The sequence below is a fragment of the Shewanella sp. SP2S2-6 genome, from assembly GCF_031931965.1.
Lineage (GTDB): Bacteria > Pseudomonadota > Gammaproteobacteria > Enterobacterales > Shewanellaceae > Shewanella > Shewanella baltica.
Window position 1 is genome coordinate 1 of the sequence record NZ_JAUOEQ010000042.1, and the last position, 25,650, is coordinate 25,650.

Consider the following 25,650-nt stretch of genomic DNA (forward strand, 5'->3'; position numbering starts at 1 on the left):
GCTTTTTTACAAGCCACCCATGATATAAAAATAACCAACAGCTTTTTTACAAGCCACCCATGATATAAAAATAACCAACAATATCGAAGCTACATTTACCAAACGGTTTGTGGCTTAGATTGAAAAGTCAGGTTTTCGGGGGGTATCGCTGGTTATTTGTTGATTTTCCAATAGTCAGCAGGAATTGGGGCGATTTAGTTCGAGTCAGGCTCTCCACTGCTATGGATGAGTGAAGTTTGGCGCTGAACTATCTCTGAATGTGGACTATCTCTAAATGGCTCAGCTTGCCATTAAATGCTGGCAGCTATGTCGATAGTGCCTTCGTCGCTTTTCAAGGTGTTCGCAGTAACAAGTAAGTTCTTGCACAGTACCCACGGGACCTTTAAATAGCTGCCCGAAATGGTGAGTGAGCTTAAGCCAATGCTCAGGCGGAATATTAAGGCGACTCAGTAAGCTAGCACTGCTCGAACTGATACTTCCGCATTTATCATCGCGAATAATTCTGCCGGTATCATCGACCAGTTGCAGATAATCTTGTACATCAAAGGACAGCCCTTTAGGCATATTGTCTCGCTCATTACCGATAAAAGGCAGTAAGGTTTCGGGTTGTTTGCCTGCCAATACCGCGCGAATACGCCGTTGAATACTGGTGAAGTTCGAAGTTTCTGGTGATGTGGCTAGTTGAGCACGAATAGGGTTGAGGTCGACATAGGTCATACATGCAAGTACTGCCGCCTCATCGAGTAGGGCTTGGGATTTAAAACGCCCCTCCCAGAAGCGTCCAGTGCAGTTATCCTCTTGATTTGCTTTACGGGCGATAGGTTCATTTAAGGCGCGCATAAACCAAGAAATATCACTTAAGCGACTGCGGTATAGAGCGATATGGTGTTTAAGGTTAACCACGTCATGGGCTTCAACAACTTGCCCTTTGACAAATTGTTGTGTTAATTCAGTGCCTTAAAATACTTGATGCCAATGCTCAAGCACTTCCCTATCACTCCATTGATTAGCTTGGTAAATGTCCACGCAGAGTACCAAGTGCAGATGATTGCTCATCACCGCATAAGCAGCGACATCAATAGCAAAAACCTGAGCCAGCTTAAGCAGTTGTTGCTCTACCCACTCGCGTCTATGGTCGTAAATTTTACCAGAGAAATGGTCTTCACCACACAAATAGGCACGCCTAACGACTCGACTACAACAGTGATAAAAAGGCGTATCTTCCAAACTGATTTGAGTTCTCCTTGGCTGTGGCATCATCACACTCCTTGTGCTGGATTAAAGATACTAAGCCTAGTTGAGAAAAGGGTGACTCACCAAGGAGTCATCACTAAATTACAATGGGTGGCTTATGAAAAACTGCTTATGAAAAACTCCTAAGCCTAGTTGCGAAATTGGTGACTCACAAAGGAGTCATCGCTAAATTACAATGGGTGGCTTATGAAAAAATGCTTAAGAAAAAACTATCTATCACTGGTCATGACTTTACTGGCCAAGCCAATAAGCAACACCCCTGATATTCCCTCTAAGGCTCTGGAATAACGCTGGGAATTGGGCCGACTAAATACCCAGCTTCCTGCCGACGCATAAAGGACGTTACACAGGGTCGCTAACAAACTGAAAATAAGACCAAGGGTTAACAGCTGAATTGACGTTGAACCCGCTAACGGGTCAATAAACTGCGGCAAAAAAGAGAGGAAAAATAAAGCGACTTTAGGATTAAGTACACTAACGACAATGCCTTGGAAAAAAACGTTGCCGTTTGGTTTGCTATTGTCATCAACCACAATTTTATTGTTGCCACGCCACATTGATATTAACGCTTGAATGCCTAAATACACTAGATACGCGGCGCCCAACCACTTCACAATACTAAAAGCCAACGCTGAACTGAGAATGATGGCAGATAATCCCAAGCTAGCAGCAAGCGTGTGAACGAAATAACCTACACCTAAACCCATCGCAGCTTTAAGCCCACTGATCATTTTCCCTTTCATTGTGTTAGATACAATGTAGATAACATCGGGTCCAGGGATAAGATTGATAGCAAGGCAAGCAACTGCAAACAGTAATAGTGAATTTAAATCCATTTAATTTTTCTCCTTGTTAAACGCGTAATGTATCACGCCCGCGTAAGTGGTGTCCGACGCAATACCGCAGCCTCAGCAAACCACTTTAAAAATAAAATCAAAACGTTAACTACAAGTAAGTTGATAACCAGAGCCTGTGCTCAACTTTATATACTTTTTGCCCACGTCTTGATTCAAAGCAAACCTCAATTTGCTCATCCTTAACGATCTTAATTGGCGCTTAATTTTTTATTCACGGCAAATCGTTAAACGGCGCAGCGCAAATATTCCCAGTATAGAAAGGATTAATAGGGATAAACTGCCACCGCCGCTGTAACCTTGTTTATGTTCAATAGTGGCAACCTGCTCTTCTTTAACTCGAGTTTTAAAGCGGGCGAGCTCATCGTCTAAATTGACTATCATATCGTTCACCGCAAGATCAAAACCCTCATAGGATTTCTCCCTTAAAGTTGTTGTCACGCCAACAGCGGTTGAACTTTCAGTTAACTGATTTATGCCCGGCGCCCTAAATAACATCTTTTGGCTGCGCATATCGAACACTGCGGTATCAACAAAGGTTTGAATGGCATTCTCATTACCGGGGATTAAATACATGCCGACGATTGTCCAATAAAGGATGGCGGATTTGTTCTCGTGGCTTTGCATCAGTTGATCGTAAGATACCAGCGCCATCACATCGACGTCATGCAGGCGGGCAACTTGCTGCAAGGTATTAAAACCTTTACCATTTTTAAGATAGGTGCTCGGAATGATTTCAATACGATCGATATAATCGTATTTAATAAAGGATTGTTTCACCTTGTTGAGCAAAGCGACTTGGGCGCGACTGTCTATGGCATCAGCTTGCCAATGGGATGAAGGTAAAAAAGCAATGCCGACGGTAATTGGCAAACGCAGTACAGGTAAGGATGGCTGCTGGGCTTGGCGGCTCTTCTCATCTGGATATAAGTATTCGACTAAGCTACTCGATACCGCCTTTTTATCTGTGGTATTACCGTTAAAAAACGCGCTGCAGCCACTGAGTGAAAGCATTGCGAGTGAGATTATGCCGCTGGTTATGATCTTAAGTTTCATCTGTTTCCCTACCGTATCCATACACGGCCGCTAATGATGCTACTGAATTTATTGCTAGCGGATATTGCTGGCTACCTTATCCACTCATTACAGTTAAAACAAGTTGTTATGTTCACATATCAACTCAAAGATATTCAAACTCAGGTTTTACATACTAATTTTAGATACAAAAAAGCCGCATCGTAAAATGCGGCTAGTCAGGAGGTGCAACACGCAAATCAGCGCGCTCATACACTTTTTTGTGCACGCTTTTATGCAATAGGCTTAAGCGTATTTACGCACTTTTTTAAGCGCAATTTGTTGTTTTAACATGGATAAATGTTCGATAAACACTTTGCCATGTAAATGGTCGATTTCATGCTGTAATACTATGGCTAAAAACTCATCGGTTTCGATTTCGATAGCCTTGCCCGTTCTGTCTAAGGCGGTCACTTTGACCTTCTCAAAACGTGACACTTTAGCGCGATAACCGGGGATCGACAGACACCCTTCTTCACCCACAAACTCGCCAGACTTTTCGACGATTTCAGGATTGATCAGCACTTGAGGTTGGTCGCGACCGTCAGATAAATCGATCACGATAATCGCATCCGTACTGCCGACTTGCGTTGCCGCTAAACCGATACCATCATCCGTGTGATACATGGTTTCGATTAAATCATCGATAAATCCCTGAACAGCTTCAATATCTTTTACAGGTTGCGCTTTACGTTTAAGGCGCTCATCGGGAATTGTTAGAATATCGAGTACAGCCATGCCAGTTATCTTCTCTCATCGAGTCAAAAAAATTGGCGCTATTATGGACTATTTGACCATTTACACAATATTTAAGCTAAAAACAGTTTAAATATTTTGTTAGCAATCGAGATAGTCGATAAAAAATATCGAGTAATGCATAATCCATTGAACGCTTAATGTCCTCACTTCTTCCGCTAAACCAGACTTTGCCGTTACACTAGCGCAACCTCGTCGCGTAAGATTTTTACAGTGTACCTTTTAAGCCTGATTTTCTAAGCATGAACACGCATTTAGCTGAGGGCCAACTATTCAATGGCATCGTTTCCAAAAGACAAATCGCCGCTGTATCGCTATCTTGAAAAAGATAAACAAGATGAACAGGATTTAGCGAGTCACCAGCCGCAAGCGGTTGACTTGTCTCCCATGGCGAAAATCTGGCATATCGTTGCGATGATCCCGCAGGGGGAAATCAGCAGTTATGGCAAAATTGCCGATTATGCGGGATTACCGGGGCGAGCACGTTATGTGTCCAAGGCACTCAAATTGGCACCCGAGCATTTGTCTCTGCCTTGGCACAGAGTCCTCAATAGTCAGGGTAAAATCTCCTTCGAGAAAAATTCAGTCTCCTTTCAGGAACAGATGGAATTATTAAGAATCGAAGGGATAACAGTGAACTGCGGCAAAGTTAGTTTGTCTGAGTACGAGTGGCGTCCCGATCTGGTCACTTTAGTCATGGCAATGCCATTTTAGTTTAATATACTGATCCATAAACTGTTTACATCGCTATTTACAGAAGTGTCGGCCTCGGCTATAACCTGCTAACAGTCGATTCCGATTTTTGATTTACGCTGAACTGATTTACCCTGAACTGTGTAAGTAAGCATGCTACTCGACACTTTTTTATCAACCACTACTGAGCGTTTTGTAGTGATACAAGGTGAAAACCTGCGACCCAAGGAGCATTCTTTGCGTACCATTCCCACATTATTAGTGAGCTTAACTGCCCTCACCCAAAGTATGTTTGCAATAGCCGCGCCGACGCCGCTCACGCCGCAGACAGCCGAATACCAAGTCAACTATGGGGATATCGAACTCGGTAAAGCCAAATACACCCTGCCCAATCCAGAAGATGGGGTGTATAAGTATCGTTTTGACAGCGATCTTAGCCTGTTATTGCTAACCGATGTGCGCCACATTTTGAGTGAGTTTACTCAAGAAAATAGTCAACTCAGCCCTTTGCGTTACTTACAGCAGCGCCAAGGTGTCGGCCCGAATTACACAGAGCAAACCGCATTCGCCAAAGCGCAGGGCTTTATTCACACCCGTTATAAAGACGAGAAAGGCAAATTCCCCTATGAAGGCGAGATTTTCGATCCGCTAATGGTGCAATTGCAATTCAGGCTCGATATGGCCGCGGGCAAAGAAGCGCTTGACTACAAGATGGTCAAAGACAACGAACTGGATGAATACAAGTTCCATGTGATTGGCAGAGAACGGATGAACATCGACAGTGGCAGTTACGACACAGTCAAAATTGAAGTGGTGCGTGACAATAAAAAACGCCAAACCTTCTTCTGGATGGCGCCAGACTTAGCCTACCTGCCCGTGCGGTTAACACATTTTGAAAAAGGCAGTAAGCAGCTGGATATTAAGTTACTTAAATATCACTTCGATGAAGTTGTGAGCCAAGAAAGCAAGCCGGCAGATATTGCTGAGCAACCGCAAGTACCAAAACTGCTAGGTACGACAGAAGGTTAACTGGCAAAGCATTGAGTTAAGTTAAGGAAATCAACTTAGCTCAATGATACTCAGCCTTAGCTGAACTCACACCGATAAAACCAAACCGAAGTTATACCGAACCGAATGAATATCTAACCGAGCTTAGGGCCAGCCTCTAAGTTCGGTTAACGCCCATAGCTAATGGTTCATTGCCAAAGTTCAGAACCAATATTCCTGCGCTACTAGTTCATAGCTGACAGTTCATTGCAACAAGTTCGTTGCTAATGGCCTATCACTAATCCTTGATTGCTAAAAGATGCGTTGGATAACATCAAAGATCGATTAACAGCTCGCCTAACCTAAACAACTTCCAGTTGCCGGGCTGCATGACATGCCACTGTTCGTTCTCAGTCAATGGACGAGTCGCAATCACAGTCACGACATCGTGGGCCGTGGTTTCCTTATCAAAATCAATCACCACATCGGTATCGATAAGTTTCGCTTTGCCAAACGGCGCGCGGCGAGTGATGTAACATAAGTTGTTACTGCAATAGCTCATCAAATGCTCGCCATCGCTTAATATCATGTTGAACACACCTAAGGCACGGATTTGCTCGGCCAACGTCGCGACATAATGGAACACGGCCAACATATCCTCGGGTTTAGTGCCGCCAAACTTCTGGGCAACTTGTTCCAAAATCCAGCAGAAAGCGAGTTCGCTGTCAGTATCGCCAACGGGTTGATAGCGAGAAACGTTGAACTTGGGCAGATAGTCCGTCAATTGGCCATTGTGGGCATAGGTCCAATAACGTCCCCATAATTCGCGGGTAAAAGGATGAGTATTCTCTAAAGACACGCAGCCGCGATTCGCTTGGCGAATATGGCTTATCACCACTTCACTTTTAATCGGGTAGGATTTGATCAATTTTGCAATATGCGATTCGCTACTCGGGCAAGCATCTTTAAAAGTACGGCTGCCTTTGCCCTCGTAAAACGTAATTCCCCAGCCGTCCACATGGGGACCTGTTACGCCTCCACGTTGTGCTAATCCCGTAAAACTAAACACAATATCGGTTGGCACATTGGCGCTCATCGCCAGTAACTCGCACATATTTCTCGCCCATCATCAATCAAAAATCCACTTGTTGGCATTGTAACTAGTTGATGACATTTGTGGAATGATCAAAGCTGACAAATAATTTAAACAATTGTTTGAAAAATACTTGTATTAAAATTGTCTTAGGTTTAACTTTTATGCGACACAGGTCTGACCACAAACTATAATTGTGATCGCAATCAACAAAACACTCTATGACCTGTGGTTGGCACTCGGTCATATTTAAGGAGAATTACAGTGACTACCCTACTTTGGATCATCGCTATGATCTTAGTGCTAGGAGCCCTAGCTTACCTTCGGGTATCTTTGCTCACTGCCACTATTGCAGCCGCTGTTGTGATGACAGCAGGATGGACACTCGATGTTGTCGGCCCTATCTCTTGGATCGTTTTCCTTGTGGTAACCTTGCCGTTAAATATCAGTGCATTTAGACAAAATGTGATCAGTCGTCCACTGATGAAGGTATATCGCGGCATCATGCCGGAAATGTCTTCAACAGAGAAAGAAGCGATTGAAGCCGGCACCACTTGGTGGGAAGCCGATCTGTTTGCGGGTAACCCGAACTGGAAAAAACTACATAACTACCCAGTTGCGCGTTTAAGTGCAGACGAACAGGCCTTCCTCGATGGCCCTGTTGAAGAAGTGTGCCGCATGGTGAATCAACACCAAGTGTCACATCAACTTGCCGATCTGCCTGCCGACGTATGGCAATATCTGAAAGATAATGGCTTCTTCGCCATGATCATTAAGAAAAAATACGGCGGTTTAGAATATTCAGCTTATGCTCAATCGCGCGTGTTACAAAAACTCGCAGGTTTGAGCAGTGAGTTGGCATCCACTGTTGGTGTGCCTAACTCTTTAGGCCCTGGAGAGCTGCTGCAACATTACGGTACGCCAGAGCAACAAAACCATTATTTACCACGTTTAGCCAAAGGGTTAGAAGTACCTTGTTTCGCACTGACCAGCCCAGAAGCCGGTAGCGACGCTGGCTCTATTCCTGACTTCGGTATCGTGTGTAAAGGCCAATGGGAAGGTGAAGAAGTTCTGGGTATGAAACTGACCTGGAACAAGCGTTACATCACTTTAGCTCCTGTCGCGACAGTATTAGGCTTAGCCTTCAAACTACGCGATCCAGAGCATCTACTTGGCGATAAAGAAGAACTTGGCATTACTTGTGCTTTGATCCCTACCGATATGGAAGGAGTTGAAACCGGTCGTCGTCACTTCCCGCTCAACTGTATGTTCCAAAACGGTCCAACTCACGGCAACGAAGTGTTTGTGCCATTAAGCTTCATCATTGGCGGCCCGAAAATGGCAGGTCAAGGCTGGCGCATGCTGGTGGAATGTTTATCAGTGGGTCGTGGTATCACACTGCCATCAAACTCAGCTGGCGGCGTGAAAACCGCGGCACTGGCAACAGGTGCTTATGCGCGCATTCGTCGTCAGTTCAAATTGCCTATCGGCAAGCTTGAAGGTATCGAAGAGCCAATGGCACGCATCGGCGGTAACGCTTATCTGATGGATGCGGTAACCACGTTGACCACTACAGGTATTGACTTAGGTGAAAAACCGTCGGTTATCTCTGCGATTGTGAAATATCACCTGACAGACAGAATGCAGAAATGCGTTATCGATGCCATGGATATTCACGGCGGTAAAGGCGTGTGTCTTGGCCCCAATAACTATTTAGGCCGTGGCTACCAAGCTGCGCCTATCGCGATTACCGTTGAAGGCGCAAACATTCTGACCCGTTCTATGATCATCTACGGCCAAGGCGCGATTCGCTGCCATCCGTACGTGCTTGCAGAAATGGAATCAGCGTTTGATACCGAATCGGGTCAAGGTTTAGCTAACTTCGATGCGGCCATCTTTGGTCACATTGGTTTCGCGACTAGTAACTTCATCCGTAGCTTCTGGTTAGGTCTGACATCAAGCCGTTTCTCTAACGCGCCTTATTCAGATAAAACCAAGCGTTATTATCAACAAATGAACCGTTTCAGTGCCAACCTTGCCCTGCTTTCTGACTTAGCCATGGCAACCTTGGGCGGCAACCTTAAACGTAAAGAGCGTATCTCTGCCCGTTTAGGTGACCTACTGAGCCAACTGTATCTGGCATCTGCCACGCTGAAACGTTATGAAGATGAAGGCCGTCAAACCGACGACTTGCCATTAGTGCAATGGGCGGTTGAAGATGCGCTGTACAAGTTACAAGCCTCGTTAGACGATTTGCTGGATAACTTCCCTATGGGTCTTGGCGGCGCACTACGCGTGGTGATGTTCCCATTCGGTCGTCCACTGAAACGCCCAAGCGATGTGTTAGATCATAAAGTCGCTAAGATCATGCAAACACCGTGTGAAAGCCGTGACCGTTTAGGTAAAGGCCAGTTCTGGACCAACTCTGAGCACAATGCTGTGGGTATCCAAGAACAAACGCTACTGGACATCATCGCGTCTGAGCCTCTACATGACAAAGTCTGTAAAGCGAGCGGTAAACGTTTACCCTTCATGTGGTTAGATAAAGTTGCCGCTGAAGGTAAAGCACTGGGCGTGCTGAGCGACGATGAAGTTAACTTGCTAGAAAGAGCGGAAATCGGTCGTATGAAGTCAATCAACGTTGATGACTTTGACCCAGCTGAACTTCGTCCAGAAGTGGTTTCTACCACTTCACAGGAACGCGCAGCGTAATCCACTCCGTAAGATTTAAACCAACAAAAAGGAGGCTAATTAGCCTCCTTTTTTAATGCCTTGACCCAATGACAATTCAAACTACTCCATCACTGAGTGGAGTCTAATACCAATCACAGCCTAGGTTAACTCTTCACTAAAGTCTCATCTTCAGCTTGAAGTGGATCAGCGGTATTATCCTCAATAGCCACTTTAGCTTCAGCCTGTACAAGCCTTAATTGTTCAGCCTCTTCATCCGCTTTTATCTTCGCTAAAGCGGCTTCTGCTGCGGCTTTCTCTTGGGCTTCCTGTGCTTCTCGCTCTGCAATCGCTTGCTGTACTTTGGCTTCCTCTAAGGCTTCAATCGGTAGCAGGCTAATGAGCTCAATACCATTCGGGAATACAGTATCGTTGCCAGACACTACAACGACCTTACCTTCCTTGGTTAAATAAACCAGTGGCATAGCCGTTTCACCGTAACGCTTACGGAAATGCTCAAAGCTGAAGTTTTCAGTTAAATTGGTCACTTTAAGCTGAGCGCCTCTCGCCATTAGGCTTGCTATCTTGGCATAGGACACGGCATCACCAAACAAACATAAACGCTGCTTATAACTTTCTGAGAGCTGGTGGCGCGCACTGCCCACTTCGGTATTATTTAAGCCAAAGACCTTCTTAGTGCCAAAGAAATCTTGAAAATGGAAACTCACTAAAGGGTTCAATTGTCGATAAGGCGAAATGATCAACACGCGGCCAATCCCAGTTAAATCCATATAGGTTTCAGCATGTTCCGATGCAGGATTACCAAAATACACTGGGATATTATCCATACGTGCCAGGCGAATATTATCCCAGTTATTATCAGCCAATAGCACTTTGATATCCTTGGCTTTTAAGATTTTAGCTAACTCACGGGAAAATTTAGAAGCACCGAAAATCAATAGACCTTGGGCAGAATCGGCTTTGACACCGAGGAATCGCGCCCAACGTCCCGCGGTTAAACTTTGGATAACAACCGTGCCGATAATAATTAAAAACACTAAGGGCACAATCGCATCAGCGCCCTGCACATTGTTGGCTTCTAACTTAATCGCAAACAATGACGATACCGCCGCAGCGACTATGCCTCGCGGTGCAATCCAGCATAAAAACCACTTATCAGCCCTCGATAAAGAGGTGCCTATACCAGAAACCCAAATACTCAGTGGCCGCGCTAGCAACATAGTGACCGCTAAAACGCCCAGTCCACCCCAACCTAAGTCGAGCATGGCATTAGAATCTAATCGCGCCGCCAATAAAATAAACAGTGCCGAAATCAACAGTACGGTTAAGGTTTCTTTAAATTCGAGGATTTCAGCAATATCCACACCGCGCATATTGGCAAGCCAAATGCCCATAACGGTCACAGTCAGTAAACCCGACTCTTCCTGTAATAGGTTAGAGCCGACAAAGATACCCAGCATTAAGGTCAAGACTGCGGTATTGCGCAAATAATGTGGTAACAGGTTGCGTCTTAATATTTGCCCTGTGAGGTAACCTGCCGCAGCGCCGAGCCCTAATCCTAGCGAAAGCATAGAGCCTAATGCATAGAGCACATGTGTCGTGGGATCGCCTGAAACAGTTATGTATTCAAAAACTAATACCGCCAGCAATGCGCCTATGGGGTCGATAACTATGCCTTCCCAGCGCAAAATACTGGCAAGTTGGGATTTAGGGCGCACACTTCTAAGCATAGGCACGATAACCGTCGGTCCCGTCACCACCACTAATGCGCCAAAGAGGAGTGCTATTTCCCAACTAAAATCGAGTAAATAAAAGGTGGCCGTGCTGATACAAGCCCAAGTTATCACTGTCCCTATAGTCACAAGATGCGTCACCATACGACCATGATCTTTGATTTCTTTAAAGTTGAGGGTCAAAGCGCCCTCAAACAAGATCACGGCAACCCCGAGAGAAATGATCGGAAAGAGTAAATTGCCAAAAATCACATCGGGATTGAGGAAACCAAGTCCGGGGCCGAGGGTGAGTCCACAGAGCAGTAAGGGCAAAATTGCCGGTAAGCGTAGTTTCCAACCAAGCCATTGACAAAAAAGCGATAACACTCCAATCAGCGCTAACATACCCGTGATTTGTTCAACCATAAAAAATCCTTTAGGTGAGGAAAACAATGAGCTCGCATTATCTTTAATGAAATAGATGACATGAGCATGATAATGGCTCGGGAACTATCTATTTCGCTTAACAATAGCAGCAAATGCATAAACGCTATAAAGTTTATCGAAGACTGCATGACCTAAGTGAAACCAAGGCGCAACAGCGATGGACTGCAAGCTGCAGCGATTTTATGCTGCAATTATTTGATGAAAAAGATAGAAATAAAAAGGCCTTACATTGCTGTAAGGCCTTTTTATTAATTTGGCGGAGCGGACGGGACTCGAACCCGCGACCCCCGGCGTGACAGGCCGGTATTCTAACCAACTGAACTACCGCTCCAAATTTTTCCATATCAAACATCTGACGAGTTTTAAACCCGCTAACACAAGCGTGACAGGCCGCTGATGTTAAAACGATAGCCTAACCAACTGAACTACCGCTCCAAATTCTTCCATATCTAATATCTGACGAGTTTTAAACCCGCTAACCCCAGCGTGACAGGCCGCTGAAGCTAATACAGAAATACTATAATCAAACTGACTTATTAAGGCTTCTGCTTAAGATGCGAAGAATAATACGGTCGAGCCCTGCGGGCGTCAACCGTTTTTTTACTTATATTTTTCATTTGATTAAAAAAAAACCAAATCAATAGTTGAGCTTGATTTATGTCCCAAATATCGCTGAAACGCCGCAGTTCAAAGTGATTAATCAAACACATTAAGTGACTGCGAACTATCGGTCTTTATCCGCTTCATCTGGCATAGTGAGATCGATTTCATCTAACGAAGGCGCTGCAGCTGAATTCGCCGATGCTTCTTCCAATAAACGTGACTCAGCGGCAGCTAAGGCCTGTGCTAGACTTTGGCGTTTACGCCACACAATTAATCCCACCACGCCCAAGACTAATAAGATCGTGTTGATTGTGATGATCCAAAACATCGCATCTTTCTTTGCAAGTTCTTCTTCCTCTGCCGCTTTTTGTGCAGCAACAGCAGCTAACTCTTCGGCGCTCGGCGGTGGCTCTGGTGGCTGAATTAAGTTGAAAAATAGCTCAGGTAAATCCAGCACAATCTCTCGACCAGTAATCGTTGTCGTTGCTACAAAACCTTTAATACGATAACTACCAAACTCAGTCACAGTCGGTAAATCTAGTTCAGAGTCCGGCTCAGTAAGGCCATTCACCGTTAAAGGCAGTTGTAAGCCAGCAGGGCCCACCAACTCAAAGGAAAAATGCGTTTCAGCCAGTTGCAGCACAGCACTATCGACGTGCAACATGATCTTCCATTGCCCTGTTAACGGATCGTCTGGGGTAATGACTTCTAAATTAATTGGCCGCGGTGATAATCTAAACGGAAATGAAATCTGCCGCTCAAACACGTTGTTGCGTGCCTGCACCACAAACTCATAGTCACCCCAAGGCTGCTTTACATTGATATTACTGGTAAATACGCCATCATCAGGTTTTTCATCATAATCTTCACCATTGTCTTTATAGGAGCCGACAATAATGTCACCCGCGGCAAAATTCTCATCGCCGGCCCTGTGCTTACTCACAAAATGAGCCGTCCACTCCACCAGAAAGTCGAGTCCCGGCATGCGCACACGCTGGGCATCCCCCATCAACTGGGCAACAATTTTAACTTGCTCACCTTGGAATATCGGCTGCGGCAAAGGCTGCACTTCGATTTCGAGTTTAGAGAGTTTTTTGAGGGTCGAACCTGGGACGACTTTACCCACCAACTGCCAAGGTCCAGGCATAGGCGACTCAATGTAAATAATATCGCCAGTAATACCATCGACCCATTTAACGGATTCGGGATGGCGATTGGCATACCATTTACTGCCATCGGGCAATACTATCACTACTGGCGCAGAGCCGTATTCACGCTCAACTAACAGCGTCATGTTATCGACCATATGGTCGATACGAAAACGGTTTTTAAGCTCTGAGGCCGTCTCCAATCCTACAATCGGGGCAGCCTTAGGCGACTTAACAACTTTTTGGGCAGGCTCTTGGTCGGCGGCCAATACAGACGTCACACTCACAAGCGGTGTAGTGACAGCAAGGCAAAGCGCTAAAATAAGTTTATGGCACGACATCGGCATAATGATTTTTCTATCCTCTCCAGAGGCATTTACCTGATTTTGCGACTAAATCAAGGCGTTGTTCATGCATAGTCAATTCATCGGCCGATGCGCCGATCACTTTAAGATTAAGTGATTGCGGATCAAAACGTTGGATCCCCCCCGCTTCCTGCCCCGCTTCTTCGTTAGACAAATTAAACTTTGTCTGGCCGCCTGTCATGATCAAATAAACATCGGCGAGGATCTCGGCATCGAGTAAAGCGCCGTGGTACTCGCGGCGAGACGTATCCACACCGTAACGCTTACAGAGAGCGTCGAGATTGTTTTTCTGGCCGGGATGCAGGAACTTAGCAATTTCTAAGGTATCGAGGATCTGACAAATATCAGCGGTTTTCGGTCCACGCGGCTGCAACAGTGAAAACTCATGATCCATGAAGCTCACGTCGAAGTTCGCGTTATGGGCGACGATTTCTGCACCGTCGATAAAGTTAATAAATTCTTGGGCAACTTGATGAAAACGCGGCTCTTTAGAAACACGCTCATCAGTAATACCGTGAACGGCGATGGCTTCAGGATCGATTGCTTGCCCAGGATTGATATATTGGTGGTAATAACGTCCCGTCAAACGACGGTTCACCACTTCCACGCAACCTATCTCGATGATCCTATGGCCTAAATAAATGGCGCCGCTGCCCTGGTTCATACCTGTGGTTTCGGTGTCCAAAATAACCTGACGGCTAGCATTAGAGATAATATTCATGTTTTTATGCGCTTCTTATGACAATTTTTGGTTATACTCGGCCGAAATTCCCGGCTATGGTAACAATTTGATGACTGAACTAAAACTGATCCACATCTTCACCGACGGTTCTTGCTTAGGCAATCCCGGTCCTGGCGGCTATGGCATTGTAATGAATTATAAAGGCCATACAAAGGAGATGTCCGACGGTTTTGCGCTCACGACCAATAATCGCATGGAGTTATTAGCTCCCATCATAGCGTTAGAAAGCTTGAAAGAGCCTTGCCAAGTCGTGCTCACCAGCGACAGCCAATATATGCGCCAAGGCATAATGACGTGGATCCATGGCTGGAAGAAAAAAGGCTGGATGACCTCAAACCGTACCCCAGTCAAAAACGTTGATCTATGGAAACGATTAGATAAAGCCTCACAGATGCACACCATCGACTGGCAATGGGTTAAAGGTCACGCAGGACACGCCGAAAACGAACGTTGCGATGTATTAGCTCGCACCGCGGCTGAATCAAAACCGACCCAACCCGATTTAGGCTACCAGCCTTAACTCTGTGGCCCTTAGCTTATACAAGCAAAGTTAGAACAAACTAAGTTCATACAAGCTAAATTCGAAAAAGTAAGTTCTATGCCATCACGCCTAAGCTAAATACTTAGGCGTGATGATTCATTTCACCATTCATCTCACCGTAAACCCACAGTTCAAATTAACCGCTTAAGCTCACTGCATATGGCCATTGCTATCAAACGGCTTATTTGGTTCCACGCCTGCGATATTGAAAAAATTCTCACAGAACTGCACAAAAGCTTGGCCAAGGGATGTCGCCTGACGGCTCTTATGGGTGATGCGATAAAACTGCCGCTCCAGCACTAATCCCTCAATCGTGACTAACGCCAACTCTTTGCGGCTGATTTCTTTCTCCAGCGCCAGCTCAGATAACACCCCAAGCCCAGCACCTTGTTTCACCGCCAGTTTGATTGCATCCGGCGTAGTAAAGCAGAATTTGGCTTCTGGCTGCATATCCAACTCATTGGCAGCATTGACAAAATACTCACGAGTGCCCGAGCCTTCTTCACGTAACACCCATGACTGGCCTCTCACTTGCGCCGGTTCAACCACTTTCCCCGCCAAAGGATGCGCCGGATGACAAAACACCAGCAGCCTATCCTTATGCCAAGCTTCAACACTCAAACGATTATCGGTACAATGACCTTCGATAAAGCCCATTTCAGATCGGAACTGCGCAACCGCTTGGATCACATCTTGAGTATTTGTGATCGCCACATCCACATGGGTTTGAGTGTGCTGCTGACAAAATGCCACTGCGGCTTTCGCCATCAGATAGTTACCTATGGTCGAACTGGCACTGATACTTAACCGCCCAACCAAATCGCCGCCATGGTAGGTAAATGCCTGCTCAATTTGCTCAACACGGTGCAATAAATCCGTCGCCAGTGGCAACAGTAAATTGCCCTGCGAGTTCAGCTGTAATCGATTACCAATGCGCTCGAATAGGCGAGCATTGAGCTGTTTTTCTAACTCAGCCAAAGCCATAGAAGTGGCAGGTGGTGATAAATTAACCTGCTCCGCCGCCTTTGCGACTTGGCCACTACGTGCCACAGCCTCAAATACCGCCAATTGTCTTAGGGTGATCCGCATATAAAAACCTGTACTTAAAATAGAAAAGGCTTATCCGTTTTTCGAATGCTCTGATAAATGCCCTGAACGTCCCGCGGTCGGTGCGGTGGTCCAATTCGTTTGCCGCACCTTACGTTTATCGCGAATAGGCGTGAGTGGCGACTCAAGTTTGCGTGCCACAATCAAATACAAACTGCCCGCGCTAGGCAGCCATGACGCTAAACTCTGTTGAAAAAATTTGCCTTGGGTGAAATCGCCCATTAAAGGGTGATAGACCAAACGTTCATCGCCCACCACTTGATAACCCAATAAACCTAACCAATCTCGCACCCTTGATGGCATAAAGAAGCGGCCATTCCATGGGAGACAATCCTGATACTTAGGCCACAACTTACCCAAAAATACCGGACTCAAGGGATTAAAACCGATGATAAAAAGATAACCTCCGGCGATGAGTACCCTGTCGGTTTCGCGAAGAATACGGTAAGGATCGGATTCAAATTCGAGTAATAGACTCATGACCACCGCATCTATCGCGGCATTTTGCAGGGGTAAATGGCAAAAATCACCTTCAATTGAGGCGCCTTGAGATGACGAGAGTGAAAAATGATGGGCCACTGGCGATGCCATACTCGATAATTCGGCACTCAAAGGCCCTAACTTTAACAAATGATAACCAAAGACTCTTGGCCACCAATCTTCAAGCTGCTTAGCAACGGCTTGTTGCAGCGCTTCACCATTGGGCAAGTCGCTCCATTGTTCGGGTTTGAGCTCAGTACTAAAATGCGACACAGAGTTCCTCCGTTAGCTTGGTAGACAAGTATCCAATTGGGTCAAAAATTTCTGCCATTTTGCCACAGGGCAAAAGCGGCAAAGGTCGCCAAAGGCTGTTCACTTATGGATAATACCTTTATCTTCAAATTGAAATACAGACATAGGCAGTTCTATGCTCACTATAACAGCGATTAAAGCCTTTAATGACAATTATATCTGGGTGTTACAACAACAGCCGCAAACACAGGTTTATGTTGTAGATCCCGGTGATGCGAATGTAGTTATTGACTATCTAGTGGCCAATCAACTCACGCTAGCAGGCATTTTACTGACCCACCACCACAATGACCATACGGGTGGCGTCGCTGAACTTCAAGCCTACAGTCAAAACAGGCTCACAGTGTATGGCCCAGATAATGAGAAGATTGAAGGCATCACCCATCCACTGCACGCAGCAGCGCAGCCCAGATTAACACTCGACTATATGAGTAGCGAGCTGCAAGTTTTAGCTGTTCCAGGGCACACAGCAGGACATATTGCCTACGTTATTGATGATGCCTTATTTTGTGGTGACACCCTCTTTAGCGGTGGCTGCGGACGCTTATTTGAAGGGACGCCAGCGCAAATGCTCGACTCATTGCAGCAACTTGCCCAGCTTCCCGCCGACACTCGGGTGTATTGTGCCCATGAGTACACACTTTCAAACCTCAAATTTGCCCTCGCGGTCAATCCCAACAATCGCGCGCTGCAAGACTATAACGAACGCGCCATACAGCTACGTCGCCAAGATAAAGCGACTATCCCCTCCACCATCGCCTTAGAACGCGCCATTAATCCCTTTTTACGTGCCAGCGACACTGAGATTGTTGACAGCATAAAACAGCATTTTAGCGATCTAAATCATGCCAATTTAGACGAACTTAGCAGTTTAACCCTGCTCAGACAGTGGAAAGATAATTTTTGATCACAAAAGCAATATTGTAGATTGAAATTTAAACAGTTTTTCTCATTTTTGATGATGTAAATCAAAAATGGCCTTACATTATGTACGATAATTAAGGGACAAGATCGAAAAGATCCCATAGAATGGCTCGTTTTGCGTGAAAACTTTGCGCGCTGCGTCGTCTTTATCTTCATATAAAACATACTGTTACTATAAAGAAAAGCTATGCACTAACAGAGGACTACCGTTTTCAATGAGAGTATCACTTTATGTTGTTGTAGGGGGATTTGCCCTACTCACAGGTTGTCAAACATTAGACAACCATGGCGTTAATCAGACAGAAGTTGAAGCCGTCACAACCGAAAATACAGTCCCAGAATATTACCTCGCAACCGAGGCTCCGTCGGCGCAAATTACCGATGTGTGGGAGCGAATTCGTCAAGGTATGCAGTTACCGGTTCCCGATCAAAAATTGGTGAATAAATATCGCGATTGGTACATCAAAAATCCGCAGCATCTAGAGATCATCTCAGAGCGTGCTGCACCTTATATGTACCTGATCGTGGAAGAGCTTGAAAAGCGTCATCTTCCGATTGAGATCGCCCTATTACCTATTATAGAAAGCGCCTTTGATCCATCGGCGTCTTCAGCAAGTGCGGCATCGGGTTTGTGGCAATTCACCACGCCAATGGCCAGCCATTTCGGTTTAGAAATGAACTGGTGGTACGACGGTCGCCGTGATGTACCCGCTTCAACGACTGCGGCGCTCGACATGTTGGAATATCTTTACGATAAAACCAATAACAATTGGCTATATGCGATTGCGGCCTATAACTCGGGTGAATCTCGGGTGCTCAATGCGATTAAACGTAACGAGAAGAAAGGCTTAAAAACTGACTTTTGGTCATTGGATTTACCCAGTGAAACCGAACGCTACGTGCCGCAACTGCTGGCGCTGGCTGAAGTCATTAAACACGCCGATGAATATGGCATCACTTTAGCGCCAATCAGCAACAATCCTTCAATTGAAGTAGTTGATATTGATAGCCAAATTGATTTAGCCATGGCAGCAGGTTTAGCAAACATGACCACACTTGAGCTGCAAAAGCTCAACCCTGGTTATAACCGCTGGGCCACTTCGCCACTGGGGCCGCACACCTTAGTATTGCCGATTGATAAATCGGAAGAATTTAAGAAAGCGCTCGCCGAAACAGAAACCGAAGATAGGATCAGTTGGCTACGCTACACGATCAAATCCGGTGACAGTATTGGCAAAATTGCGAAGCAGCACCACACGACGATTAATGCAATTCGCGCCGCTAACGGCATGAAAAACAATACCATAGTCGCGGGTAAGCATTTGATTATTCCTGTCGATGCGCAAGACAAACAGCTCTATGCCCTGTCGACTCAGCAACAATTGCCGAAGAAATCGCACGCTGCGGCTGAATCGACAAAAATTGCCTACCAGGTTAAGTCTGGTGACACACTGTCTGAAATCGCCCAAGCTCATAAAGTGACAGTGAAACAACTTAGCGTTTGGAACAAATTAGGTAAGAGTGACAAGCTACAAAACGGTCAAAAACTGGTGATTTTAGCGCCAAAGAATCTTGAGCAAACAGCGCTAATTCGCACTGTGAGTTACAAGGTTAAATCAGGTGATTCACTCGCCCGTATCGCCAGCAAATTTAACGTGACTGTGGCAGAACTATTGGAGTGGAATAGCCTAGCGCAATCACAGTATTTGCAACCAGGGCAAGTGATCAAATTAGTGGTCGATGAAAGTAAGTTGAGCGCATAAAACTAAGCAGGCACAGAGTTCGAGCTGATTAATGCTCTAAAGCGTCAGCAAGTTTGAGCCACAGATAACAAAAAGGCAGCAACCCTATCGGATTGCTGCCTTTTTCTATTAAGGGCCTTTTCAATTATGAGAACCGGCGTTATTCCATTGTCAGTAATAAGACAACGGGCGCCATAACAACGGCATCAGACTCTAATGCTTTAGCGGCAAAATGCGCTTCTAAACGAGCGCCATCTGCGGGTATTCCAGCAAACGCTTTGGGCGGAATGCTAAAGGAAGTGGTGATCACTTTCCCCGCTGCCAATTGGCTATCGCGTAACGCTTGGGTAAACATCATATCATCAGACCATGCCCACAGACGTTTGCCCTCTTGCGTTACCAGCCACAAATCCGCCGTCATTCCTGAGTTGTAACGCAGGCCAACGGCATAGATTTGTGTATTGGTCACAGTCAACGTTGCCTTAACTGGCTGCTTGAAATCCACAAATGGCTCTAAGGCTAACTCGCCGCGAAGCAGTCCTGGCGTAGCATCAGTCGTCATAGGTTCAACCTTTAATGTCGGTGTACTTTTAAGGCCTGAAACATCGAGCGCAAGATCGGCAGCGCGAACGATCTCAGGCTGAACCGCCGCGGCTGTTGTCGTCTCGCCCTTGGTAGACGAACTCGTATCAGCGGCTTCTGGCGCCGAGCACCCAACAAGTTGCCCGCCGACAAAAGCACTCGCGCAAACAAGCAATGCGTAGCGCATTGGAGCAACCATTAGAAACCTCCTAGTTTTTTCAGTAAGGAGTCTTTTAATTTTTCCTTAGCTTTGTCGGTTTCTTCTTTTAACTGATTATTCAGTAACGCTTTAGTATCCAAGGCATATTCAGGTTTTTGGAAAGTCCCGGTAATAGCCAACGGAATGTCAATTCCAGCCAGCGCATCTTTGTCGCTACCGCCCTGACCTTTTAATGAATTTACTAGGCTAGTCGTCAATCTGTAGTCTAAGGCTTCAGTCAATAAATTCGCCGTACCTTTGCCCGCCAAACGCAATAAAGGTGAAGACATAGCAAGATCTAGGTTAGTAGCAACGCCATTATCCAGCGAGAAACTGCCAGTCAGACTCGAGAAGTCGGTTTTGCGCTCTTCCTTGGTTTCTGGCGATAAGTCACCCTTTAACTTAGCTTGGGCGCTACGGATCATCTGCGGTATGTTAACCCCGTACAAAGCCCCGTCATTAATATCAAAATGGCCATTGGCTAATAGATTTTTCTTTAACTGCTCAGGGATCAAACTCTTACCTTTACCTTTCACATCAAAGTTGGCCGTACCCGCCAGCAAGTCCACATCCGCCGCATCTTTCAACAAAGGACGAATTTGTACACCCGTCACTTTTTTATCGAATTGATAACTTGCCACCGCTTGACGTGCATCGACCTGAGCGCTCACCAGCAACTTCCCTTGGTATAAATCCGCATTCAGTTTCGTTAGATCTAACACGCCATTTTTAATTCCCACATCCATCAACCAATTTTGAGTCGACAGATTAGCGACCTTAATAGACTTAACGGTCAACTTGAGTTTTACATCAAGCTGCTTAAGGGCTGAGAGATCAGGCTCAACTGCCTGAGTGCTGGCAGCGGGTGCTTGTTCTGTTGCGGCAGCGGTATCTGTTTTAGGTAACAGCGTATCTAAATCAATATCGCCGACTTGAAAATCAGCATTGATTTGCGGAATTTTCGTGGCGTAATTTACGCCAATTTTACCCGCAGCGGTAATGCTCGCCGCGGTAAGCTGCGCAATATCGACGGACAATTGCTGTTTATCCAATGCGATTTGCGTCGCTAAGCTAATCGATGTTTCGAGTTTCTTATTGGGAATACTTTCACCTTCCACCACAGTGTCAATTTTGAGCCCATTGACGACGAGTTGCGTAAAGTCTCGGCTTAGTTTTAGCTCACCTTTGCCTTCACTGCTTACCGTCATGTCCGGCATAGTTGCACTAAATTCAAAGGCGATGGGCGCAAATTGTTCTAAAGCGAATTCACCTAAGGTGAAGCTTTTTAAGGTAAAGACTTGAGTTTGCTTTTTCGCTTCGTCAATCATATTAATTTGGGTATTGGTGATTGAAATACCGCCAATATTAATATCGTTCAGTTTGGCATTTGAGGAAGTTTGGGCCGCTGGAGTTACAGCTTTCTTACTATTATCACCACTTAATCCATCAAAACTGCTGGTGCCATTCTTACGAGTCACTAAATTAATAGTTGAGCCATCAAGACTCAGCTCCGCGATTTCAATTTGCTGACTAAACAATGGCATCAACGCCACTTCGGCAACGGCTTTGTTGACTTCTAACATAGCCTTAGGGGTAAAGCCTTCAGGATTAGATAAAGACACGCCCCCTAAATTAATGCCGATAACAGGGAAAAAGGTCCAGGATAAATCGTCAGCGATGACTAATTCACGACCCGTTTGTTTTTTGACGGCATCAACTATTTCAGGTTTAAAATCATTAGGGTCGAAAAATACGGTGAGATACACGGTGACTAAAAGAATGAGCGTCACCACTAAGGCCAGGAGCCACTTAATGAATTTCATATAAATATCCTTATCAATAACAACTTGAATTTAAAGCAACTAATTCATTTAAAAATGTTAATTTAAAAATGCAAAGTTCAACATCTCATCACTTACTGCAATACCATTTTCATCGGCATACAGCATCATACCGGGCTTAACCATTACGCCGCCCATATCTACAGCAACATTAATTTGGCCTTGATCTAACTTCTCGGTTTTTATCGGCATGGCACCTAAGGCATAAACACCTAAACTAAAAGTATTTAATCGGGCTACATCACGAACACAACCATTGATCACTATCCCTTGCCAGCCATTATCTAGCGCGCTTTGCGCAATGAGATCGCCTAACAATGCACGGCGCAGAGAGCCGCCCCCATCGACAACCAAAACTTTTCCTTGCCCATCCTGTGCAAGTATTTCTTTTACCTTAGAATTATCTTCAAAACACTTGACTGTGACTATCTCGCCCCAAAAAAGCCGCTTACCGCCATAGGGTTTAAATTCGAGGGGAAGTAACTGTAATTTAGACGGATAGTGGTCAAATAAATCTGGTAGTAGATCAAGCATTTGAATCTCCATAATAGCCTATCACTTTAGACTACCCATAATTGTAGACCCCGACAAGGTCAAAGCAGAAATCAGCGAATTTTTTATTTAATTTTAACCAGCAAAGGCTTGGTGTATATTGGCATAGGCACTATAATCTGCGATAGTTAACGTCCTATGACACCCTTTAATGTTTAATAAGAAAGTTTCATCAATCTGTTCTCACACCTCTTTGTTATAAAGCGAAAACCAAATGACTACTGATATTGATTTACAGAGCGCAATCGCGGCTCTTGATGAATATGGATATGATAAAAAAGTCTCAACGGATCTTGAGCAAGCACGTAACAAGCAACAAATGGGTAAATATATTAAATCCCTCGACTATAGTTTACGTCGATTATTGATATTACAAGAAACAGTTAACGAGTTAGTTGAAGAAAAGAAACATCAATTAGCCCAGCAAGAAAACATTCAAACCTACAAAACAAAAATCATTAACTTGTCGAGAGAATTTAACATTTCTTACGATGAAGTCTTAGCGTTGATGACATCATCTAAATCTAAAAATTAAACATAACGCTATTCTGCTCTATCATTAAGCCGTCAATTTTTTCGGCTAACACCTGCATATGCCATATAACGAAATATATAATTTTTCAGTTATATGGCAATAGGATCTGCTTGCCATTATTTGCTGAGTGTTAACGATTTCATTTCATCAGTAACTGTATTGACTTCACTTCCTCACGGTAATGTGTGCAACGATTCGGCATAAAAAAGCAGAGCCTGAGCTCTGCTAATTTATATCAATATGCGAACTTATTTGTTTTGCACTAATTGACGAATATATTTCACTGGCGCGCTGCCGTAACTCAAGAATTGTTCATGGAAGGTTTTAAGATCAAAATCTTTGCCTTGCGCTTTCTTGTATTCGTCACGGAAATCATAGATTTCACGATAACCAGAATAGTAGCTCGTCAGCTGAACTTGGCTAAGCGTAGCGCGGCGCCACTTGCCTTCGGCTTCTGCCTGCTGTTGGAAGGCTTCGTTCATCATCAGGGCGATAGCTTGCTCTTCGGTCATGCCTTTCACATGGATGCTGTAATCCAAAATAGTGTTACAGATAACACGTAAATTCCACTTGTAGTACATCAGCCACATTTCAGGCTCAAAATTACCATAACCTTCTTCGAGCATCATGCGTTCGGTGTATACCGCCCAGCCTTCGACCATAGCGCCATTACCAAATAAACTTTTCACTAAACTCGGTGATTGGTTCGAGTAAACTAATTGAGTGTAGTGCCCAGGAATTGCTTCATGAATATTGAGGATTTGCAGGATCCAGTGATTATATTCACGTAAATAACTCTCGGCAGACGCATCACTCATACCATCGAGCGGCGTCACGTTGTAATAAGTATTACCAGATTTATCGTAAGGTCCTGGTGCACTAATAGAAGCACCAGCATAACCACGCATATATTCGGGTGTTTCACGGACGACAAGTGGCTTTTTAGGATCTAATGTGACTAAGTTTTTCTTATTTACAAATTCAATTAACTCTGGAATCTGCTTACGCACTTCATTCACGAATTCATCGCGCTGAACATGCTGAGTCGATAATTTATCGATTAACTGGCGAATGGCGAGCTTACTGTCAGCAGGTTTTGGCGTAGTAAAATATTTAGGCCATAACTTATCGGTAATTTTTGCCATTTCCCCTTGAACACGGTCTTTATCGGCCACGGCTTTTTGATACAGCTGTTTTGCTGTCATTCCCGCTTGGATATCAAAGGCAAATTTTTGCTCATATAGCTCCTCGCCAATTCTAAAACTACGGGCACCGTCTTTTTTAAGTTGAACCACTAATTTGTCTAACCAAGCGATATGGCCATTAATTGCGGCAGTGGCAGCATCAAACCGTGTGTTAAATAACGCTTTTTCTGTAGCCGTCAGACCAGAATCGGCGACCTGTTTTAATAAGTCATCGGAAAACACCGAAAATGCACCTTGGTTTTGCATCACAGCTAATTCGGTATGTTCCAATGTCGGCTTGCTAATGTTTGCCTGCGCGGCTGCATAATAAGCTGGTACATTTTCTAAACGCGCTAATACAGAACGTAATCTGTCATCTAATGGGGCAAAGTTTTCATTGATGATTTGGGCAAAACCACCCGATACGTTGTAGCTTGAAGGATCCCACTGCCAAGATTTAAAACTGTCAATTTCCCATGCCATGCTGCCGAGTAAATTGTCAATCAGATGATAATCAATCAGTTCATTTGGCGTCAGCGACTTTTGCTCGAACTGGGTCAATTGGGCTTGTTGTGCTTTCACAAACGCTAGTGTTTTCGCACGACCTGCCGCATCGGGGATTTCAAGGTAGCCATCATTAACATGCTTGCCACTGTATAAGGCCCACGTCGGTGATAACTCCCACAGTGAATCAATAAAGGAGGCTGAAAATTGCTCAAATGACTGGGCTTTAACTTCAGCCGCAACCACAGGCTTGGTTTGACTCGTATGGGATTGACAACCAGCAAGGCCGGCCAGCGATAACACTATCGCAAGGGAAATAGCGGATTTTTTCATTATTATGGATCCTTTGTTGATATTTAACAGGCATGCAAAAATTACCTAAGTTAATCATATTGTCCCAATAATTGCAGCAGTGTTAGCCGTGAATACATCTACGGTTACAAAATTGTGAGTTATCGATATTTATGCCGCTTATCATTCACAGATTCGAGGTAAAATGCCCACTTTGCCAAACGAAATCAGATAATGATAATCGCCAATTCTGTTTCACCTCCTGATATACCCAAGCTACCTGAATATACGAGTTTCAGAGCGCCTAGGGGGCTCCAATTCAAGGCACATCAATGACAGAATGTCGGCTACCTTTTGAATTGATGCAACATAGAAGTGGAGTGCCCTAGGCGCTCCGTTCCGGCGGCTGATGTTAACCACGGGGTAACGCACTTTAT

20 protein-coding genes, 1 tRNA gene and 1 pseudogene are annotated in these 25,650 nt (G+C 45.0%); 7 read left to right on the plus strand and 15 right to left on the minus strand.

Going from position 1 to position 25,650, the window contains the following annotated elements:
* Nucleotides 1-279: 279 nt before the first annotated feature.
* The 4 genes and pseudogenes from Q4Q57_RS19420 to def all read right to left on the minus strand — a co-directional run bounded on the left by Q4Q57_RS19420 (nt 280) and on the right by def (nt 3,920).
* Nucleotides 280-1,257 (minus strand): annotated as a pseudogene (locus tag Q4Q57_RS19420) (transposase).
* Nucleotides 1,258-1,463: 206 nt separating this feature from the next.
* Complete coding sequence (locus tag Q4Q57_RS19425) at nt 1,464-2,090, minus strand: LysE family translocator (protein ID WP_011846875.1); 627 nt, start codon at nt 2,088-2,090, stop codon at nt 1,464-1,466.
* A gap of 228 nt (nt 2,091-2,318) precedes the next feature.
* Nucleotides 2,319-3,164: a rhombotarget lipoprotein gene (gene rhlP, locus Q4Q57_RS19430; protein ID WP_012197039.1), complete on the minus strand. Its 846-nt coding sequence runs from the start codon at nt 3,162-3,164 to the stop codon at nt 2,319-2,321.
* Nucleotides 3,165-3,428: 264 nt separating this feature from the next.
* Nucleotides 3,429-3,920 (minus strand): peptide deformylase, encoded by a 492-nt coding sequence (gene def, locus Q4Q57_RS19435; RefSeq protein ID WP_006081499.1) that lies wholly within the window; start codon nt 3,918-3,920, stop codon nt 3,429-3,431.
* A 294-nt stretch (nt 3,921-4,214) separates the two neighbouring features.
* On the opposite strand from def, the gene Q4Q57_RS19440 reads away from it, so the two are divergent.
* A complete protein-coding gene (locus Q4Q57_RS19440; RefSeq protein WP_311891770.1) occupies nt 4,215-4,652 on the plus strand; it encodes an MGMT family protein in 438 nt (145 codons plus the stop codon).
* 216 nt (nt 4,653-4,868) lie between these two features.
* Complete coding sequence (locus tag Q4Q57_RS19445; RefSeq protein WP_086012237.1) at nt 4,869-5,660, plus strand: DUF3108 domain-containing protein; 792 nt, start codon at nt 4,869-4,871, stop codon at nt 5,658-5,660.
* A gap of 292 nt (nt 5,661-5,952) precedes the next feature.
* Here Q4Q57_RS19445 and Q4Q57_RS19450 read toward each other — a convergent pair whose 3' ends face one another.
* Nucleotides 5,953-6,732 (minus strand): class II glutamine amidotransferase, encoded by a 780-nt coding sequence (locus Q4Q57_RS19450; protein ID WP_006081496.1) that lies wholly within the window; start codon nt 6,730-6,732, stop codon nt 5,953-5,955.
* A 243-nt stretch (nt 6,733-6,975) separates the two neighbouring features.
* Here Q4Q57_RS19450 and fadE point away from each other — a divergent pair, with 243 nt between their 5' ends.
* Nucleotides 6,976-9,423 (plus strand): acyl-CoA dehydrogenase FadE, encoded by a 2,448-nt coding sequence (gene fadE, locus Q4Q57_RS19455; protein WP_311891771.1) that lies wholly within the window; start codon nt 6,976-6,978, stop codon nt 9,421-9,423.
* Nucleotides 9,424-9,548: 125 nt separating this feature from the next.
* Here the strand turns inward: fadE and Q4Q57_RS19460 are convergent, their stop codons facing one another.
* The 4 genes from Q4Q57_RS19460 to dnaQ form a co-directional block, all read right to left on the minus strand.
* Nucleotides 9,549-11,540 carry a sodium:proton antiporter gene (locus Q4Q57_RS19460; RefSeq protein WP_311891772.1) on the minus strand — a complete coding sequence of 664 codons (1,992 nt, stop codon included), beginning with the start codon at nt 11,538-11,540 and terminating at the stop codon, nt 9,549-9,551.
* A 275-nt stretch (nt 11,541-11,815) separates the two neighbouring features.
* Nucleotides 11,816-11,892 (minus strand) — tRNA-Asp (locus Q4Q57_RS19465).
* A 393-nt stretch (nt 11,893-12,285) separates the two neighbouring features.
* Nucleotides 12,286-13,659 carry a TIGR03503 family protein gene (locus Q4Q57_RS19470; RefSeq protein ID WP_311891773.1) on the minus strand — a complete coding sequence of 458 codons (1,374 nt, stop codon included), beginning with the start codon at nt 13,657-13,659 and terminating at the stop codon, nt 12,286-12,288.
* Between the two features lie 10 nt (nt 13,660-13,669).
* Complete coding sequence (dnaQ, locus tag Q4Q57_RS19475) at nt 13,670-14,398, minus strand: DNA polymerase III subunit epsilon (RefSeq protein ID WP_106650381.1); 729 nt, start codon at nt 14,396-14,398, stop codon at nt 13,670-13,672.
* Between the two features lie 70 nt (nt 14,399-14,468).
* Between dnaQ and rnhA the strand changes: the two genes are divergently transcribed.
* Nucleotides 14,469-14,939, plus strand: coding sequence for a ribonuclease HI (gene rnhA, locus Q4Q57_RS19480; protein WP_006081489.1), 471 nt, complete (start codon nt 14,469-14,471; stop codon nt 14,937-14,939).
* A 171-nt stretch (nt 14,940-15,110) separates the two neighbouring features.
* Here the strand turns inward: rnhA and Q4Q57_RS19485 are convergent, their stop codons facing one another.
* Together Q4Q57_RS19485 and Q4Q57_RS19490 are read right to left on the minus strand one after the other, a co-directional pair.
* Nucleotides 15,111-16,049: a LysR substrate-binding domain-containing protein gene (locus Q4Q57_RS19485; RefSeq protein WP_311891774.1), complete on the minus strand. Its 939-nt coding sequence runs from the start codon at nt 16,047-16,049 to the stop codon at nt 15,111-15,113.
* A gap of 30 nt (nt 16,050-16,079) precedes the next feature.
* Nucleotides 16,080-16,820: a class I SAM-dependent methyltransferase gene (locus Q4Q57_RS19490; RefSeq protein WP_311891775.1), complete on the minus strand. Its 741-nt coding sequence runs from the start codon at nt 16,818-16,820 to the stop codon at nt 16,080-16,082.
* A 154-nt stretch (nt 16,821-16,974) separates the two neighbouring features.
* On the opposite strand from Q4Q57_RS19490, the gene gloB reads away from it, so the two are divergent.
* Together gloB and Q4Q57_RS19500 are read left to right on the plus strand one after the other, a co-directional pair.
* A complete protein-coding gene (gloB, locus tag Q4Q57_RS19495; RefSeq protein ID WP_311891776.1) occupies nt 16,975-17,766 on the plus strand; it encodes a hydroxyacylglutathione hydrolase in 792 nt (263 codons plus the stop codon).
* Nucleotides 17,767-17,998: 232 nt separating this feature from the next.
* Nucleotides 17,999-19,546 carry a LysM peptidoglycan-binding domain-containing protein gene (locus tag Q4Q57_RS19500; RefSeq protein ID WP_311891777.1) on the plus strand — a complete coding sequence of 516 codons (1,548 nt, stop codon included), beginning with the start codon at nt 17,999-18,001 and terminating at the stop codon, nt 19,544-19,546.
* Between the two features lie 139 nt (nt 19,547-19,685).
* Here the strand turns inward: Q4Q57_RS19500 and Q4Q57_RS19505 are convergent, their stop codons facing one another.
* The 3 genes from Q4Q57_RS19505 to Q4Q57_RS19515 are packed head-to-tail and all read right to left on the minus strand — an operon-like array spanning nt 19,686 to nt 22,681.
* Entirely contained in the window at nt 19,686-20,306 is a 621-nt protein-coding gene (locus Q4Q57_RS19505; RefSeq protein WP_311891778.1) for a BsuPI-related putative proteinase inhibitor, read from the minus strand.
* Nucleotides 20,306-22,129, minus strand: coding sequence for an AsmA family protein (locus Q4Q57_RS19510; RefSeq protein WP_311891779.1), 1,824 nt, complete (start codon nt 22,127-22,129; stop codon nt 20,306-20,308). Before Q4Q57_RS19510 ends, Q4Q57_RS19505 begins: the two co-directional genes overlap by 1 nt.
* A 57-nt stretch (nt 22,130-22,186) precedes the next feature.
* Nucleotides 22,187-22,681, minus strand: a complete 495-nt coding sequence (locus tag Q4Q57_RS19515) for a putative 4-hydroxy-4-methyl-2-oxoglutarate aldolase (RefSeq protein ID WP_259484421.1) — start codon at nt 22,679-22,681, stop codon at nt 22,187-22,189.
* Between the two features lie 232 nt (nt 22,682-22,913).
* On the opposite strand from Q4Q57_RS19515, the gene Q4Q57_RS19520 reads away from it, so the two are divergent.
* Nucleotides 22,914-23,234, plus strand: a complete 321-nt coding sequence (locus Q4Q57_RS19520) for a hypothetical protein (RefSeq protein ID WP_311891780.1) — start codon at nt 22,914-22,916, stop codon at nt 23,232-23,234.
* A 248-nt stretch (nt 23,235-23,482) separates the two neighbouring features.
* On the opposite strand, the gene Q4Q57_RS19525 is transcribed toward Q4Q57_RS19520, so the two are convergent.
* Nucleotides 23,483-25,255: a DUF885 domain-containing protein gene (locus Q4Q57_RS19525; protein ID WP_311891781.1), complete on the minus strand. Its 1,773-nt coding sequence runs from the start codon at nt 25,253-25,255 to the stop codon at nt 23,483-23,485.
* Nucleotides 25,256-25,650: the final 395 nt, after the last annotated feature.